The organism is Streptomyces yunnanensis (genome assembly GCF_029011865.1).
Lineage (GTDB): Bacteria > Actinomycetota > Actinomycetes > Streptomycetales > Streptomycetaceae > Streptomyces > Streptomyces yunnanensis.
Map to the genome: position 1 here is coordinate 7,693,179 of NZ_CP095749.1, position 15,811 is coordinate 7,708,989.

13 protein-coding genes and 1 pseudogene are annotated in these 15,811 nt (G+C 69.2%); 3 read left to right on the forward strand and 11 right to left on the reverse strand.

Annotated features, from left to right (window positions below):
- Positions 1-359 precede the first annotated feature (359 nt).
- Positions 360-773, reverse strand: coding sequence for a hypothetical protein (locus MOV08_RS33660; RefSeq protein WP_275310050.1), 414 nt, complete (start codon positions 771-773; stop codon positions 360-362).
- 208 nt (positions 774-981) lie between these two features.
- On the opposite strand from MOV08_RS33660, the gene MOV08_RS33665 reads away from it, so the two are divergent.
- A complete protein-coding gene (locus tag MOV08_RS33665; RefSeq protein WP_275310052.1) occupies positions 982-1,206 on the forward strand; it encodes a hypothetical protein in 225 nt (74 codons plus the stop codon).
- A 58-nt stretch (positions 1,207-1,264) separates the two neighbouring features.
- Here the strand turns inward: MOV08_RS33665 and MOV08_RS33670 are convergent, their stop codons facing one another.
- The 10 genes and pseudogenes from MOV08_RS33670 to MOV08_RS33715 all read right to left on the reverse strand — a co-directional run bounded on the left by MOV08_RS33670 (position 1,265) and on the right by MOV08_RS33715 (position 11,634).
- Entirely contained in the window at positions 1,265-1,720 is a 456-nt protein-coding gene (locus MOV08_RS33670) for a nuclear transport factor 2 family protein (RefSeq protein WP_275310053.1), read from the reverse strand.
- A gap of 267 nt (positions 1,721-1,987) precedes the next feature.
- On the reverse strand, positions 1,988-2,770 hold the full coding sequence (locus MOV08_RS33675; protein WP_275310054.1) for an SDR family NAD(P)-dependent oxidoreductase: 783 nt from the start codon (positions 2,768-2,770) through the stop codon (positions 1,988-1,990).
- 169 nt (positions 2,771-2,939) lie between these two features.
- Entirely contained in the window at positions 2,940-3,734 is a 795-nt protein-coding gene (locus MOV08_RS33680; RefSeq protein ID WP_275310056.1) for an HAD family hydrolase, read from the reverse strand.
- A 23-nt stretch (positions 3,735-3,757) separates the two neighbouring features.
- Positions 3,758-4,693, reverse strand: a complete 936-nt coding sequence (locus MOV08_RS33685) for a M56 family metallopeptidase (protein ID WP_039638088.1) — start codon at positions 4,691-4,693, stop codon at positions 3,758-3,760.
- Positions 4,694-4,815: 122 nt separating this feature from the next.
- Positions 4,816-5,439 carry a DUF5134 domain-containing protein gene (locus MOV08_RS33690; RefSeq protein WP_275310058.1) on the reverse strand — a complete coding sequence of 208 codons (624 nt, stop codon included), beginning with the start codon at positions 5,437-5,439 and terminating at the stop codon, positions 4,816-4,818.
- A gap of 147 nt (positions 5,440-5,586) precedes the next feature.
- Positions 5,587-7,134 (reverse strand): FAD-dependent monooxygenase, encoded by a 1,548-nt coding sequence (locus MOV08_RS33695; RefSeq protein WP_275310060.1) that lies wholly within the window; start codon positions 7,132-7,134, stop codon positions 5,587-5,589.
- A gap of 111 nt (positions 7,135-7,245) precedes the next feature.
- A pseudogene (locus MOV08_RS33700) lies at positions 7,246-7,320 on the reverse strand (VOC family protein); the annotation flags it as partial.
- 376 nt (positions 7,321-7,696) lie between these two features.
- Positions 7,697-8,416 (reverse strand): class I SAM-dependent methyltransferase, encoded by a 720-nt coding sequence (locus MOV08_RS33705; RefSeq protein WP_275310062.1) that lies wholly within the window; start codon positions 8,414-8,416, stop codon positions 7,697-7,699.
- Between the two features lie 82 nt (positions 8,417-8,498).
- Positions 8,499-9,836: a cation:proton antiporter gene (locus MOV08_RS33710; protein ID WP_275310063.1), complete on the reverse strand. Its 1,338-nt coding sequence runs from the start codon at positions 9,834-9,836 to the stop codon at positions 8,499-8,501.
- A gap of 109 nt (positions 9,837-9,945) precedes the next feature.
- A complete protein-coding gene (locus MOV08_RS33715) occupies positions 9,946-11,634 on the reverse strand; it encodes a 2-isopropylmalate synthase (protein ID WP_338057267.1) in 1,689 nt (562 codons plus the stop codon).
- Between the two features lie 753 nt (positions 11,635-12,387).
- On the opposite strand from MOV08_RS33715, the gene MOV08_RS33720 reads away from it, so the two are divergent.
- Together MOV08_RS33720 and MOV08_RS33725 are read left to right on the forward strand one after the other, a co-directional pair.
- The gene (locus MOV08_RS33720) at positions 12,388-13,599 is read left to right on the forward strand and encodes a cytochrome P450 (protein ID WP_275310065.1); all 1,212 of its coding nucleotides are present in this window, start codon (positions 12,388-12,390) and stop codon (positions 13,597-13,599) included.
- Between the two features lie 80 nt (positions 13,600-13,679).
- Positions 13,680-15,167 carry a tryptophan 7-halogenase gene (locus MOV08_RS33725; RefSeq protein ID WP_275310067.1) on the forward strand — a complete coding sequence of 496 codons (1,488 nt, stop codon included), beginning with the start codon at positions 13,680-13,682 and terminating at the stop codon, positions 15,165-15,167.
- Positions 15,168-15,811 lie beyond the last annotated feature (644 nt).

Below are 15,811 nucleotides of genomic sequence, written 5' to 3' on the forward strand. Positions count from 1 at the left end.
CTGGCTCCGCCTGTTCAACTCCCAGCCACCCGACGACGATCAGTCCACGATCCACAGGTCTTGACAATCACTCGGCGAACATGGACGACCTCTCGTTGCCCGATGGGCCTGCTCTCGCGTACCCGTGTGTGTTTGACGACGCGGACGGTGTCGTCGTTCGACTCGGAGCGGGATCTCTTTTGGCACTGCGAGCCCATGAGGCGACTCCGCGGTTCATCTTGTCCCCTTCGTCGCCAAGATCGCAGCGGAAGCCAGCACGAACTCAGCACGGCCCGGCTTGGGCTCGTTCGACGTGAACGAGCCCAAGCCTTTGTGTGCTGGCGTCGGTGGGGTGCGCTGAGACGCCGTCGGGCGGGGCGTCAGGCGCGGAGTGCGAGGCGCCGGCCGAGCCGGGTACGCAGACGGGCGGAGGCCCCGCGGAGCGTCCCGAGCCGCCGGACCTCTTCCGTCGCGAGTTCGGTTCGTGCTGCCAGGGCGAGCACGGCGGCATAGGGGCGTTCGCCCTCGGTGAGCTTCGCGGCCACGACATCGCGCACGGCTCGCAACACCATGAGGTCCGCACCCGGATGCTCCGCCAGCAGGCACAGGAGCTTGTTGTCGTTCCAGGTGCTGTCGTGGGCCGCGCTCAGTTCCACCAGGGTCTCGGGCGCGGTACGGGGATTGACCGCCAGCGCATGCCAGACGAAGGGGTACGGGCACTGCGCAAGTCGATGCAGGGCGGTGCTGTCGTCCTCGGTGCGTGCCAGTTCCAGATAGTCGGCAGGGGTGCGCACGGATGGATTCCCCTCAGGATCGTCGAAATGGCCATCCTTGCAGGGGGTTTGGCCACTCGTGGCGGGGGCGGCTTCCGCAGGCGGCCGAAGGGCGGGAAGTCGCCCGTGGATATTTCTCGGCGCGGCGGGTGCTGACGGGTTTCTCGGCGAGGTTGGTCCTGGTGGATCGGCCGCTCTAGCCCAGCCAGGCTACGGTGGTCGCCGCACGGTGACGTTGTTGCCCGTGGTTCGTTGGCACGACATGAAAAATACGCGTTGTGCACTCGTCGGTCTCGTGCTCGCGACCGCACTTCTCGGCTCCATGTCGGTGCAGGCCGTGGCCGTCCCCAATGACGAAACCCCGCTTCAGACGAACCTCACGATGCCGCTGAGCAGTCTCCTGACGGAAAACGGCACTCCGGCCGATTGGAGAATCCTCGGCTACCGACTCTGAAAAGCCGTGCTCGTGGCGTCGGTGCTTGTCGGCGCTTGCCGGTGTTTGTGGGTGCTGGTCAGTGGTTCGTGTGGTGGGCCGCCGGTGCGAATGCCTGGGTCACGGCGAGGCTGTCCTCGTAGACGTGGTGGCGGGTGATCAGGCCGTTGTCGACGGTGAGGTGGAGGGCGAAGCGGGCGCGGTAGGCGCGTCCGGTGGTCCGTGCGGTCTGGCGGATCTCGCCGAGGACGACGGCGTCCGGTCCGTCCACGAGGATCCGCTCGATCTCGGTGGCCGCGGCCTCGGGGAGGTGGTGCTCGGCGAGTTCGCGGTAGTGGGCGGCGGCGTCGGTGCGGGTGGTGCGGTGACGGATCCAGGGCGTGGCGGCGCGGCCGTGCTCGGCCTCCGGCCAGTCCAACTTCCAGTCGGCGTCGTCGGCGTACAGCTCTGCGATGCGCTCCGGGTCGCCCTCGCCGATCCGGTGCAGCAGCTTCTCCACCACGGAGCGGGTGGTCGGCGGAGTGGTCGCGGTCATGAGGGGTGCGTCCCTTCGGATGGTTGATGCGGTGCGTGCGGGTGCGGGTGCGGGTGGCTGGGGTGGGTGTGTCGGGGGTGTCTCCATCTTGTCGAGGGGGGAGGAGGGGGGCGATTACCTCGGAGGTAAGGAGGCGTGGTCGACGGCCTCCCGTGGGTGTCCGGGCGTGGGGGAGACGCTGATCGAGGCATATGGGGAGCTGAGGGCGACGGGGCCAGCGGTCCCGAAGGCGTCCGTGCCGTTCCGGTGTGTGCGGGGGACGGCCCGTCAGGTCACCGAGAAGCCGCCGTCCACGAACACCGTCTGGCCGGTCACGAACGCCGCGCTCGGGCCGGCCAGGAAGACCGCGGCGCCCGCGAAGTCGGACAGTTCGCCGTTGCGGCCGGTCATCGTCCGGCGGGCCATCGCCTCGGTGCGCGTCGGGTCGGCGAAGACCGCCTCGGTGAGCGGGGTGCGCACGAAGCCCGGGGCCAGGGCATTGACGGTCACGCCGCGCCCGGACCACGCCTCGGCCTGGGAGCGGGCCAGCGCCGCCACACCCGCCTTGGACACCCCGTAGGCCCCGCTGTTGCCGAACGCCCGGATGCTCTGCTGGGAGGCGAGGTGCAGGATCCGCCCCCAGCCCCGCTCCGCCATCCCGGGCCCGAAGCGCTGGCCCAGCAGGAACGGGGCGTCGAGGTTGACGGCCATCGTGCGGTCCCAGTCCTCGGTGCTCAACGCGTCCATGTGCGGGCGGGGGTTGACCCCGGCGGCGTTGACGAGGATGTCCGGTTCGCCGCAGCGCTCCGCCACCTCGTCGGCGCCCGTCCGCACCGCCGCCCGGTCGCCGAGGTCGGCGGCGACCCAGTCCGCCGTGCAGCCCGCCGCCCGCAACCCCTCGGCGGCGGCCCGCAGCGGTTCCGGTCGGCGTGCCATCAGGACGACCTCGGCGCCGGCCCGGCCCAGCGCCTCGGCGATCGCCCACCCGATCCCGGAGCTGCCCCCGGTCACCAGGGCCCGGCGCCCGGCGAGCGAGAACAGTGCGTCGAGGTACGGGGCGGGGGTGGGCATGGGCCGGCCTCCTGGTCGGAACGGGGCGTGCGGGTCCGGTGCGGTGGTCGCGGCGCGTCGCGCGCCCGGGCCGCACCGGCAGACGATCACACACCGGTCGGGCGGCGCGCCACCCCCGTCCGGCGTCGCCCCTGCCCGGTGGGGCGGCCCGGCCCCGTGCGCGCGCTGCTCAGCCGATCAGGTCCAACACCGGGCGCAGGCCATCGGGGCGGCGGTGCACGGGGAGGTGGTCCACCGGGAAGTAGGCGCAGCCGACGGCGGTGGCGCCCCCGTCGGCGGTGCGGTCGTCGCCGACCATCAGCACGTGCGGCGGCGCCACCCCCAACTCCCGGCAGGCGAGCTCGAAGAGCCGCGGGTCCGGCTTCTGCAGGGCGTGCTCGAAGGAGAGCACGCAGGCGGAGAGGTGGCGGTCGAGGCCGTGCGCGCGCAGGACCGGGCGGAGGTCCCAGCCGATGTTGCTCAGGACGCCGGTGCGGATGCCGCGCAGATGGAGCGCGGCCAGCACCTCGGCGGCGTCGGGGTAGGGCAACCAGGCGTCGGGCGTCATGTGGCGGTCGTAGAGGGCGTCGTAGAGGGAGCGCCCGGCGCTCGGCGGGTCGTACAACTCGGCCCGGGGAAGCGGTACTTGGCGGGCCAGGCCGGTGTAGACGGCGCGGTGGTGGCGGGCGTCGCGGTCGCGGAGGTCCCACAGGGCGGTCAGCTCGTCGGGAAGCGTGGCCGGCGAGGCGCCGCCGGGGAGGGCGCCGGCCCGCTCCAGGGCTGCGGCCAGCTGGACGATCTCGCCGTCGGCGAGGGGGCAGGGCGGCGTTCCGGGGGCGGCGTGGAAGGCGGCGAGGGACGCGCGGAGCCAGGACTCGGCCGGCTCGATGCGCAGCAGCGTCCCGGAGAAGTCGAACAGGACGCCGTCGATCCCGCCGCCGGCCGTACCGCCGGGCGCGCCGTTGATGGTGGTCATGGTCTCCATGGTGACGGTTGTCCGGTGGCCGGTCAGGTGAGCGCGTGCAGCCCGGGGCCGAACGCCACCAGCAGCGGGACGGCCGGCAGCAGCAGCGCATAGGCCGTCATCCGCAGGCGGCGGCCGGGGGTCAGGCGGGCGGCCGGGGCCAGCAGCCGGTTCACCCGCTGTGGGACCTGGGCCAGTTGGGGCGGGCAGGGCCCGAACACCCCGCTGTCCTCGTTGAGTTCGACCAGTGCCAGGGCGATGGTCAGCCGGCCGAAGCGGCGCGAGGCGACGTCGTCGGCGGCCATCTCGACCAGCCGGTGCACCTGGTCGCGGAACGCCGCGAACACCGGGATCTGCGGGAAGCCGGCGGCCAGCGCCGACGCGCAGTGCAGCAGGACGTCGTGCCGGGCCCGCAGGTGCCCCTGCTCGTGGGCGATCAGCGCATCGAGCTGACGGCCCCTCAGGCGTTGCAACGCCGAGGTGGTGATGACGAGTTGGGGCGAGGGGTGGTGCAGCAGGAACGCTCCTGGCCGGTCGCCCTCCAGGACCACCAGGCGACTGCCGCGCGGGTCCTCGCCGGGCAGCAGCGGCGAGCGGCGCAGCAGTTCGCTCCGGCGTCGCCGGCGGCGGGCCCGCGCCGCCCGCACCTCGCGGGTCAGCGCCACCACCGTCCACGCGCCGCCGCCCGCCAGCAGCAGCGCCAGCACACCGGCCCACGGCCCGTACGTGTTGAGCGCGTACGCCTCGACGACCACCCGCGGGGCGAATCCGAAGACCGGGCTGCGCACCGCGTCCCAGGCGGCGGCCGCGCTCAGCGCCATGGCGAGCACACAGCACAGCAGCACACCCGCCACCACGCACTGCCACACCCACAGGGCCAGCACCGGCTCGCGGTCGGGCCAGTCCGAACGGGCCATCACGCGCGGCGCCATCGCCGCGGCCAGCACGCCGAGGATCATCAGCGTGAGGGGGACCATCATGGCGCCAGCCTATGAGCGGCCCGCTACCGGTTGGTACGGTCCTGCGACGGAAGTGACGTACACCACGCCCCGCGGAGGCGTGCGGCGCGCGGGGCGGCGCGGCCGAGGGCGCGCGACGGGCCTCAGAGCGCCAGGAGCATGGCGAGCATGCCCAGCCCCATGGCCACCTGACAGGCCCGCAGGACGACGGGCGGGCCGGCGCAGGCGACGGAGGTCCCGGCGGCGGCGCCCGGTGCGCCCGGCGCGCCGGCGGGGGCCAGCCGGATCCCGGCGGCGAGCACATAGACCGTGTAGTAGACGAGCAGCAGGCCGGTCAGCAGCGGGATGCCGGCGGGCGCGCCATGCGACCCCCCGGTCATCCCCGCCATCCCGTGCGCGCCGTGCATCCCCGGTATCTCCGCCGTGCCGGACGCGGCGTGCATCCCCGGCATGTCCTGCATGCCGACCATCGCCAGCGCCATGTAGACCATCGCCAGCGCCCCCACCGCGTGGTGCAGATGGCGCCGCACCAACGCCCAGAGCGCCGACGTGCCGAACACCGCCGTGTACACCCAGGGCGACCATGCCGGCGGCGCCACCGCGGAGGCCGGCAGCGCCATCACCGCCATGCCCAACGCCATCAGCGCCTCGCCGCGGGCCGTGGCCCGCTGTTCCGGGGGGCCGGTGCGGGTACGGGACAGGCAGTAGCCGCCGGTGGCTGCGCACAGCAGCACCAACAACCAGCCGACCAGTGACGGTGTGTGCATGGAACACCTCCCGGACCGGGGGACGGTGAGCACCCGCAGGATGCCCGGCAGGGGCGTGGCATACAGCAGCGCACAGGCGCAATCCGGGAGCGCAGGAAGCCCGGTCCGCACCGCCGGTCGGCGCGGTGGTGCCCAGGCGCGCCCCGGTCAGTCCGCGGCCGCCCGCTCCGGCCCGCACCAGGCGGTCAGCGCCGCGCGCAGCGCGTCCTCCGCCACCGGCCCGTCGCTCGCCCAGGCGAGATAGCCGTCCGGCCGCACCAACAGCGCCGCCGGGGAGGGCGCCTGGGTGGCGGCCGGGACGATCTCGACCCGGTCGGCCCACCCCGCCGCGGCCTTGAGGGAACCGTCCGCATCCGGCCCCTCCAGCCCCAGCAGCAACGGCCGCCCCGGGTGCAGCAGTTCCGCCAGCCGCGTCGTGCCGTCCGCCGTCGTCACCGGCAGATCGCGGGCGAACGTCCCCGTCAACGGATGTCCCTCGGGCCCGGCCGGGTAGCGGATGCCGGTGCCGTAGATGACGTCGCTGAGGTACTTGTTGACCTCGTCCATCGCCATCAGCCGAGTGAACAGCGCGCGCAGCGCGTCCACCTGCGGGCCGGGCCGCATCAGCGCGACCTGGGCGCGGGTGTTCTCCAGCACCTCCGCGGCGACCGGGTGCCGCTCCGCGTGATAGCTGTCCAACAGCCCCTCCGGCGCCCGGCCCCGGCACACCGCGGCCAACTTCCAGCCCAGGTTGAACGCGTCCTGCAGGCCGAGGTTGACGCCCTGCCCACCGGCCGGGAAGTGGATGTGCGCCGCGTCGCCGGCCAGCAGCACCCGGTCCACGCGGAACCGGTCCGCCTGGCGCGCGCTGTCGGTGAAGCGCGTCACGAAGTCCACATCGCTCAGGGTGACCCGCTGCCCGGTCACCCGCTCGATGCCCCGGGCCAGTTCGTCGACGGTCTCCGGACTCTCCAGGTCCTTCGGCGGCTCCCACTCGGTGACGGCGATCCGCCCGTCGGGCATCCGCATGAACCAGCCCCCGTCGGTGCGCTGCCAGGCGGCCGGCAGCTCCCCGCCCCCGTGGACCTCGACCCGGCCGCGCCCCATCCGGGACACCAACGACGGGTCGGTGCCCGGGAAGCCGATCCCGGCGTCCTTGCGCACGACGCTGCGCCCGCCGTCGCAGCCGACCAGGAAGTCCGCGCGCACCGTGGTGTCGCCGTCCGCGGTCCGCACGTGGACGGTGACGCCGTCCGCGTCCTGGGCCAGGCCGGTCACCTCCTGGTCGTAGCGGACCACCGCGCCGAGGTCCTCGGCCCGCCGGGCGAGCAGGTTCTTGAGGACCTGGTGGGGGAGGGCCAGGCCGTGCGGCTGCTCGGCCGGCTCCGCCGAGTGCCGACCGAGCAGGTACAGGCCGGCGAAGTGGCCGCGCGCGGCCCGGTCGTCGAGTTGCCGCCGGAAGTCCGCCAGCCCCGGCAGGCTCTCCTGGGCGCGGGTGAACTTCGCCAGCAGGCCCCGCCGGTCCAGCGTCTCCAGCGTCCGGGAGTGCAGTACCAGCGTGCGCGGCTCGCCCTCCCCACGCCGCCCCCGCTCCAGGACGAGCGCCGCGACGCCCTGCAGTCTCAACTCCGCGGCCAGTGTCAGGCCGACCGGTCCGCCGCCGGCGATGACGACGTCGAAGTGCTCCCCGCCTATGGGGGATTCCGTGGTGGTCATACCCGCGACGCTAGCGACCGCGGGGACCCACCACCAGTGACCTTTGTGCAACCCAGAGTTGCACCGGACGCACTCCGGCCCGCGCCACCGGGCGCGGGCCGGTCCGCCGGCTCAGGGCCGGTAGCGCAGCGGATGGTCGGCAGGGACCTCGGTCACCACGATCCGGTGCCCGTCCGGGTCGGCAGACGGGCACTGCCGCACTGTCCACCAGCGGGGAGGACGAGCACCGCACGATTTCCTGGACAAGCGGAGCTGACGGTGGGACCGGCTGGCGAAGTGCGGGCGGAGCCGTTCAGAACGTGGGCTGGAATGCGGTGAAGCGGTGGCCGTCGGTGGCTGACGGGCCCGTAGCAGGTCGTCCCGGCCGGGCGTGGCGTCCTTGCGCTTTCCGGTACGGCGTGTGCGGCCGAGAGCTCTGGCTGCCGCGGTGCGGGCTGCCCTGGAGTGAGACTCTCCCGGGTCGAGGCGGCTACTGCCGGGGGCGCCGGTGGGGCGGGCATCGCGCACGACTACGGGCCCGCCAGGGTCGATGGTCGCGCCGTCCGTCTGCCCGCGCCGTCCGTCAGGCCGTTCCGTCCGTGCTGTGTTCCTGCGTGCCGTTCACGTAGAGCCTGGTGTCGAAGTAGGGGTCGTCCGGTGAGGCCAGGGTCTCGCCGAGCTGGATCCAGGGTGACGGACCGTCGAGAGCCGCCAGCAGGCCCGCGCCCACCAGGCACAGGACGGCCTGACGGGGATGACTCCGGACTGAAGCCTCGATGTTGCGGAGGACCTGCTGCGCGACGGCGACCGTGAAGGGCTCGTAGAAGTAGAAGAAGGATGCGTCGTCGGGGATCGTGAAAGCTGCGGCGTCCTGGCATCGCACGTCGACGGTGCCGCATTTCCGCGGGCCGCGGTAGCGTTCGACGTTCTCCCTCGCGGTTTCGCAGAGACGGCGGGAGAACTCCACGCCGATGACCTTCCTGAAAGGAAATTCGGAGGCAACGAGCATCGCCCGGCCCTTGCCGGAGCCGAAGTCAACGAAAGATATGTCCTCGTACCGTAGGGGAGAAGCTGCAATGGCCTGACGGATCGTCCGGACCGGTGTGGGGGAGTAGCGGGAGTTGTTGAGCAAAGTGGTGTCGTTGGCTTCCTCGATCTCCCAGGGTTCCACGGGGCGGTTGGTCTCGACGCCGAGGGAGGTGTCGAATGCTTCGGCGTCGTCGATTTTCGCCAGGAGGGCGTCGAAGCGTTCCTTGGATGCGAGGGAGTCGAGACCTCGCTGCCGGGTACTGTCCTGCGTCATGGTGCTTCCTCATGTTCCTTTTCGGCATTGCGCGGTGTGATGATTTAGTGTCAAGTGCCACACAGAATGAGGCGCCGGCCTGTCAGGAGACCGCGTCCGGTGTACGGCTCTGGCTTTCGTCCGCGGTGTGGGTCTCCGGTTGCTGATGCGCCGTTGGCGGATGTGGCGATCTCGGATGAACGCGCTGGAGGAGCGGCCCGGTTATCACGGTGGTGAACACAGCCATGAGGACCATGGCGGTGAACAGGCGGGAGTCGAGGACCCCCAGGGAAAGGCCGACGTTGAGGATGACGAGTTCCGTCAGGCCACGGGTGTTGAGGAGGATTCCCAGGGTGATCGATTCACGTCCGGACGCCCCGGTGAGACGTGCCGCGCCGGACGCACCAACGAATTTGCCGATGCAGGCTACCGTGACCACGGCGAGGACCATGACCATGCCCCGGACGCCGAGTCCGCCGAGGTTTACCGACAGGCCGGTGACGGTGAAGAAGGCCGGCAGGAGGAAAAGGCTGCTCTGCTCGATGCGTTCGGGGACCTCGGGGGCCAGTGCGTCGATCTGCCGGCGCGGGACCGCGGCGCCGAAGGCGAAGGCACCGAACACCGCATGCAGACCGATCTTGTCGGTGGCGCAGGCGGAGAGCAGCAGGCCGACTACGAGTGTGGCGTGAGTGGCGGGGGCTCCGGCCCAGCGGCGTTCCGGGGCCAGCAGCCAGGTGAGGCCGGGGCGGACGACGTAGATGAGACCGAGCAGGAACGCGACCGATTCGAGGGCCAGGAGGGCCAGTGGCCAGCCGCCGGTGGAATTCACGATGGCAATGACTACGGCGAGAATGCACCAGGCGAGGACGTCCTGAATGGCCGCACAGGCGAGGGACATGATCCCGATGCGATCCTTGTGCATGTCATGCTCGGTGATGATCCGGGCGAGCACGGGAAACGCGGTGATGGACATCGCGGCGCCGAGGAAGAGGGCGGGCGCCAGTAATCCATCGGTCTTCATTTCCCGGGTGATGAACCAGGGAAGGAGGAGCGCCGCCAGCCCCATTCCCAAGGCGAAGGGGAGGGCTACCGAGCTCAGGGACACCGCGGTGATCCGGCGGCTGACCCCTCGCAGATGGGAGACATCCAGCTGATAGCCGATGCCGAACATAAAGAGGACCAGGCCCAATTGGGACAGGATGTTCAGATACGGCAGGACGGGGGCGGGGAAAAGCAGATGAGTAAGGTGTCCCGGGAGCAGGCCGAGCAGACTGGGGCCCAGGGCGAGACCGGCGACGATCTCGCCCACCACGGCAGGCTGGCGAAGGCGCTGGGCAAGTCTGGCGAAAAGATAGGCGGCGGCGAGGATAGCGGCCAGGGATGCCAATACGCTGCCGCTGATAGAGGCAGCCGACCCAGCGGCTATGACGGAGGTTTCCACCGTTCTCAGCTCTCTCCTGCGGTGTCAGTGGGCATCCCCGACGAGGGGGCATTCTTGGCACGGGTGTGTAATCCCGCCGGGATTCGGCAGGTCCGTGACTTTCCCGAGATCACTGGGGAGCGAGGGCCTTGTTGAGGGCGTTGAAGACCGCGGTGGCGACAGCGGTGTGAGAATCGGGATCGATTCCCGCGCCATGGGCGGTGGATGTGCCGGTGGTCAGCTGGACGTAGGCAGCGGTCCGGGGGGTGGCGTGGTCGTCAACAGTGTGGTGGGTGAGCTGATGGAGCCGGATGTCATGGCCCAGATAGGCGAGAGCGTCCAGGAGTGCGTCACTGAACTGGTCTCCGATGCCGGTGAGTTCGCGTTCCCGGCCGCCCGGTTCCGCCAGGGTGACGGTCACGCCGACGCGGTTGCCCTGGGGTGATTCCTCGACCTCCTTGAGCAGGAGGCCGGGACGGGGTTCGAGGTAGGTCTCGGTGAATACTTCCCACAGGTGACGCGAGGAGACCTCGACACCGGTCTCGTCGGTGACCTCTTGGACCGCCTTGGCCAGCTCCACACGCAGGGTGCGGGGCAGGTCGAGGCCATAGTGGGTCTTGAGGACGTGGGCCACACCGCCCTTACCGGACTGGCTGTTGACGCGAACCACCGATTCGTAGGTGCGGCCGACGTCCTTGGGATCGATGGGGAGGTAGGGCACCTCCCAGGGAAGCTCGGCCGCGGACCGGCCGGTGCGGGCGGACCGCTTGTCCAGGGCGGCGAACCCCTTGCCGATCGCGTCCTGGTGCGTACCGGAGAAGGCGGTATAGACCAGGTCGCCGGCGTAGGGGTGGCGTGCCGGGACGGGCATCTGGTTGCACTGCTCGACCGTCCGGCGGATGGCATCGATGTCAGAGAAGTCCAGTTGCGGGTCGATGCCTCGGCTGAAGAGGTTCAGGGCGAGGGTGGCCAGGCAGACGTTGCCGGTCCGTTCGCCGTTGCCGAAGAGGGTGCCCTCGATGCGGTCCGCGCCGGCCATCACCGCCAGCTCGGCCGAGGCCACCGCGGTGCCCCGGTCGTTGTGCGGGTGCACGGAAAGGATCACCGATTCCCGCCGGTTGAGATTCCGGTGCATCCATTCGACCTGGTCGGCGAAGACATTGGGGGAGTCGGTCTCCACCGTGGCCGGCAGGTTCAGGGTCACCGGGCGATCGGGAGTGGCGTCCCAGACCGCGCTGACCGCGTCGCAGACCTCCAGCGCGAACTCGGGCTCAGTGACGTTGAACGTCTCCGGTGAGTACTCGAACCGAAGCTGTGAACCGGGCATGCCGTCCGCCAGCGCCGCCACATGCCTTGCTGCCTGGAGGGTGAACTCCCGCAGCTCCGGGGCGGTCATGGAGAACACCGCCTCGCGCCACAGACACGCGGTGGCCAGGCACAGGTGCACCATCGCCCGCTTGGCGCCCTGGACGGCTTCGAAGGTACGGTCGATCAGATCCAGCCGGGCCGGTGTGAACACCACGATCGTCACATCGTCGGGGACCAGGTCCTGGGTGATCAGTTCCCGGATGAAGGAGAAGTCCGCCGCACTCGACGCCGGGTAGCCGACCTCGATCTCCTTGAAGCCCATCCCGACGAGGAGATCGAACATCCGCCGCTTGCGCCGGGCGTCCATCGGGTTGGCCAGTGCCTGGTTGCCGTCGCGCAGGTCGACCGAGGCCCATAGCGGGGGCCGCGCGATCTCCCGTTCCGGCCAGCTCCGGTCGGCCAACCCCTGTGGCAACCGCGGTTCTTCACGGATGTAGCGGTGGGCCGGCATCGAGGACGCCTGCTGTGGATTCCACCATGGTTGTCCGGTCCCCGCTCCACTTGACGGCTCTCGCACCCCAGACAACCCCATGAGCTCGGACACTCTCGCCAACCCCCAAGGCCAGCCGACGGTCACCCGCCGGCGACGGAATCAACCATCCGGATCTTTGCACCCTAACCATTAGTGCCGCCCCAACTATCAATAAACGAGTGCATAGTTGGGGGTTGAGCTGCCGACGGTGCGCCTGATGGACAGGCAGTGGCCAAGAGCATGTCTGCCAGGAGCTGCGCGGGGCCGGGTGCCGGCCGACGATCGGACTGGCAGGTACGTCCCTGCGCCGTCGTGCGCGGATCCTGTCGTTCACCGCCGCGCGAGCAGCCATCTGCCCCGGGCACGGCCACCGCAACAGCGCATCGCCAACGTTCGAACGGATCATGGCACGAACAGTGAAGTCTCCACCAGCCCGACAGGTCAATACTTTTGAGCATCCCCGGCTTCCCCGCATTTCCGTAGCACAGCCGGAGTGCGGTGGTAGCGTTCGATCCCACCCGGCGGTTCGGGGCCCTCCTACCGTTGCCGCTCGCCCGGCTGAACGCGGCCCCGGCCGTGCGCTATCGCCGGGTGCCGTTGTGCGCGCCCCCTGGGCGGCCACCTCCTTCCCGCTATCCCCGGCGAAACTCGCCGAACCGATTCGCCGGACAGCCGGACCGGTCCGTCGGACACTCCATGAACGTACCGAACCGAAAGTGAGCTGGTCGTAGCATGGCCATTCAAGAGGCGCCCAGCCTGCTCAAACTCTTCACTCCGGGAAACGCGGCCAACCCGTACGCCTTTTATCGGGAGGTCCGAGAGAAAAGTCCGGTCTACTACGACAAGTTGATGCGCAGCTGGGTGGTTCTCGGGTACGAGGAGATCAGCGCGCTTTCCAAGGATGACCGGCTCTCCGGAGCCCGGATCGAAAGCTTCCATGAACAGTTGCCGGCTGCGGCGCGCGCCGAACTCAAGCCGTTAAAGGATGCGCTGGCGGACATGATGGTATTCCATGAGCCGCCGCGGCACACCAAGCTCCGGAATTTGATCAGACCGGGCCTGACACCGCGCTTCATTCGGGAGATTCGGCCAGTCATCGAGAATCTCACGGAGGAACTGCTCGACCGGGTGGTGGAGCAGGGGAGGATGGATGTCATCCATGACTTCTCCGAACCGCTGACCAGGGGAGTGATCGCGCGGCTGGCCGGGGTTCCCGACCATGCCGTCCATTTGCTGGAGAACTGGCAGGGACTGCTGATGGAGTTCTTCGCCCAGTCCCGCAAGGAAATACCGCGGGTGGAAAAGCTCCGGGAGGCGTTCGACGGGAGAGCCCAGGAGCGCCGTGCCGGGACCGAAACGGACTTCTTCACCCAGATGATCGCCGAGCAGATCCAGAGTGGCGACTACACCGACGACGAGATCTTCGCCAACTTCCTGCTGCTCATCGACGCCGGGCAGGCCACCACGACGCATCTCATCGGCAACGCCGTCCTGGCTCTGCTCCGGAACCCTGACCAGCTGGAACTGTTGCGCGGCAGGCCCGACCTGGGCTTCAAGGCCGCCCATGAGCTGCTGCGCTACGACAGCTCCGTACAGTTCACCACCCGGGTGGCACTGACCGACATCGAGGTTCTGGGAAAGGGGATTCCCGAGGGCGAGTCGGTCACCCTGGTACTGGGGTCAGGAAATCACGATCCGCTCAAATTCGAGAATCCCGACCAGCTCGACATCACCCGGGGCGCCGCCGACCATCTCTCGTTCGGCCATGGCATCCACTATTGTCTCGGCGCCTCGCTCGCGGTCACCGAGGTCGAGACAGCACTGTCCGCATTGCTGCGGCGGACCAAGGAACTTCGCCTGCTGGAGAGCCGTCCCAGGTGGCAGGAGAACATCAACTTCCGTTTTCTCAAGGGCCTGCCGGTGGCGTTCGAGGCGGTGCGCTGAGCGCCCAGAGGAAACGTCGGCATCTGCCAGCACGTAATGAGTTCGACGGCATCAGGCAACCAGATACGAGGAGTTAGTGCGTGAACACGTCAACCGCTGAGCAATTCGACCTTGTTGTGGTTGGTGGCGGGCCGTCCGGGGCCACACTCGCCGCTCTGGTGGCGATGCGCGGACACCGGGTCATGCTGCTGGAAAAGGAGCGCTTTCCGCGCTACCAGATCGGTGAGTCGCTGCTGCCGGCGACGGTCCACGGTGTCGGCAAGCTGCTGGGTGTGACCGAGGAGCTGGAAAAGGCAAGTTTCACCAAGAAGCTGGGCGGGACCTTCCGCTGGGGATCCAAGCCCGAGCCGTGGACCTTCACCTTCGCCATATCGCAGAAGCTCGCCGGGCCGACGTCGCACGCGTACCAGGTGGAGCGGATGAAGTTCGACAAGATTCTGCTCGACAACGCCCGCCGGGTAGGGGTGGACGTGCGGGAAGAATGCTCGGTGAACGACGTCATCAAGGCCGGTGACCGGGTGACCGGCCTGCGGTACACGGACGCCGACGGAATAGTGCGGGAGGTGTCAGCGACATTCGTGGCGGATGCCTCCGGTAACCGCAGCCGTCTGCACAAGAACACCGGCGGCAAGCGTGTCTACTCGGAGTTCTTCCAGAACGTGGCGCTGTTCGGCTATTTCGAGGGTGGTAAGAGGCTGCCCGCCCCGCGCAGCGGAAACATCCTGTCGGCGGCTTTTGACGACGGCTGGTTCTGGTACATCCCGCTCACCGAGAAGCTGACCAGTGTCGGTGCGGTGGTGGCGAGGGAACGGGCCGACCAGATCCAGGGCGACCCTGAGAAGGCCCTGTTGAAGCTGATCGACCGCTGCCCGGAGGTCCGGGACATGCTGTCGGAAGCGCGTCGGGTCACCGAGGGGACGTACGGAGAAATCCGGGTGCGGAAGGACTACTCCTACTGTGGTACGGCTTTCTGGAGCCCGGGGATGGTGCTCGTCGGGGATGCCGCCTGCTTTGTCGATCCCGTGTTTTCCTCCGGTGTCCATCTTGCGACCTACAGCGGTTTGCTGGCAGCCCGCTCGATCAACAGTGTGCTGGCCGGCGAGATCGATGAGAAGCGCAGCTTCGAGGAGTTCGAGCAGCGTTACCGTCGGGAGTACGGACTGTTCTACGAATTCCTGGTCGGCTTCTACGACATGCACCACGACGAGGAGTCCTACTTCTGGAAGGCCAAGAAGGTAACCAAAGCCAACACCAGTGATATCGAAGCCTTTGTGGAGCTGGTCGGAGGCGCGGCCTCCGGCGATTCCTCACTGGCCGGTATGCGCCTGGAGCAGACAGCCGGGCAACTGGCCGCCGCGGTGGACTCGGTGGGCGTGGAGGCCCGTCGTGACGGGGAGCAGAACGCCCCGCTCTTCAGGTCCGCGATCGTCGGTGAAGTGATGCAGGAGAGCGCACGGGTGCAGGCACGTGCCGCGCTGGGGCATGCGCTGAACGACGAGGACCCGCTGTTCAGCGGCGGCCTGGTGCCCTCCGGAGACGGGATGGCCTGGGTGGTTCCGGCCGTCTGATCGGCCGCCGGGTGCCTGCCGGAGGGGCGGCGGGCACCCGGCACGTGGCATCCCAACCTTGCGGCTACCAGGGCGAGTTCGCGAGTCTCAGAACTCACTTGACGCTCCCCGGATCGGCTGATTGGATCACAGTGATCGCTTGAGACCGCTGCTGAGCGACCTTGACGGTTTTACTCACCTAACGGGGGTTGAGTTCCATGACCGAAGGCTATCTGCGGACGCGACGATGCCGTGTGCATTCCTACGCTTCGCTTCTCGTCGTCACCGGCCGGCCCGTCGGCGCCTTCATGCGAGATGCGCTGAACGGCGCGCTGTGCGCACCGACTGCCCTCTCCGGGCGAAGCCGCACGGCTGATCCTGTCACTTGACGGGCGCACAGCGCCTGGTACGGACTGAACTCCGGCCGCTTCTCCGGTTGACCCCCGGATCCGGCCGATGTCCGGTCGAGCGGCCTTTCCCTGGGTGCTGAAGAGGAACCCAGAAGCTGTCTTGCCCTGTGGCGGATTCCTCGCGTTACCGTCGATTTACTTCAACTTGCATTCTAAATTTCAGGCACTTTGCCATTTCCGCCCCTTGCATGGTCCGCCCTGCGGTAAGTCTCGGCGGCCGCGCCGTGGCATGCGATGCCAGGGCCTTTCTCCGTA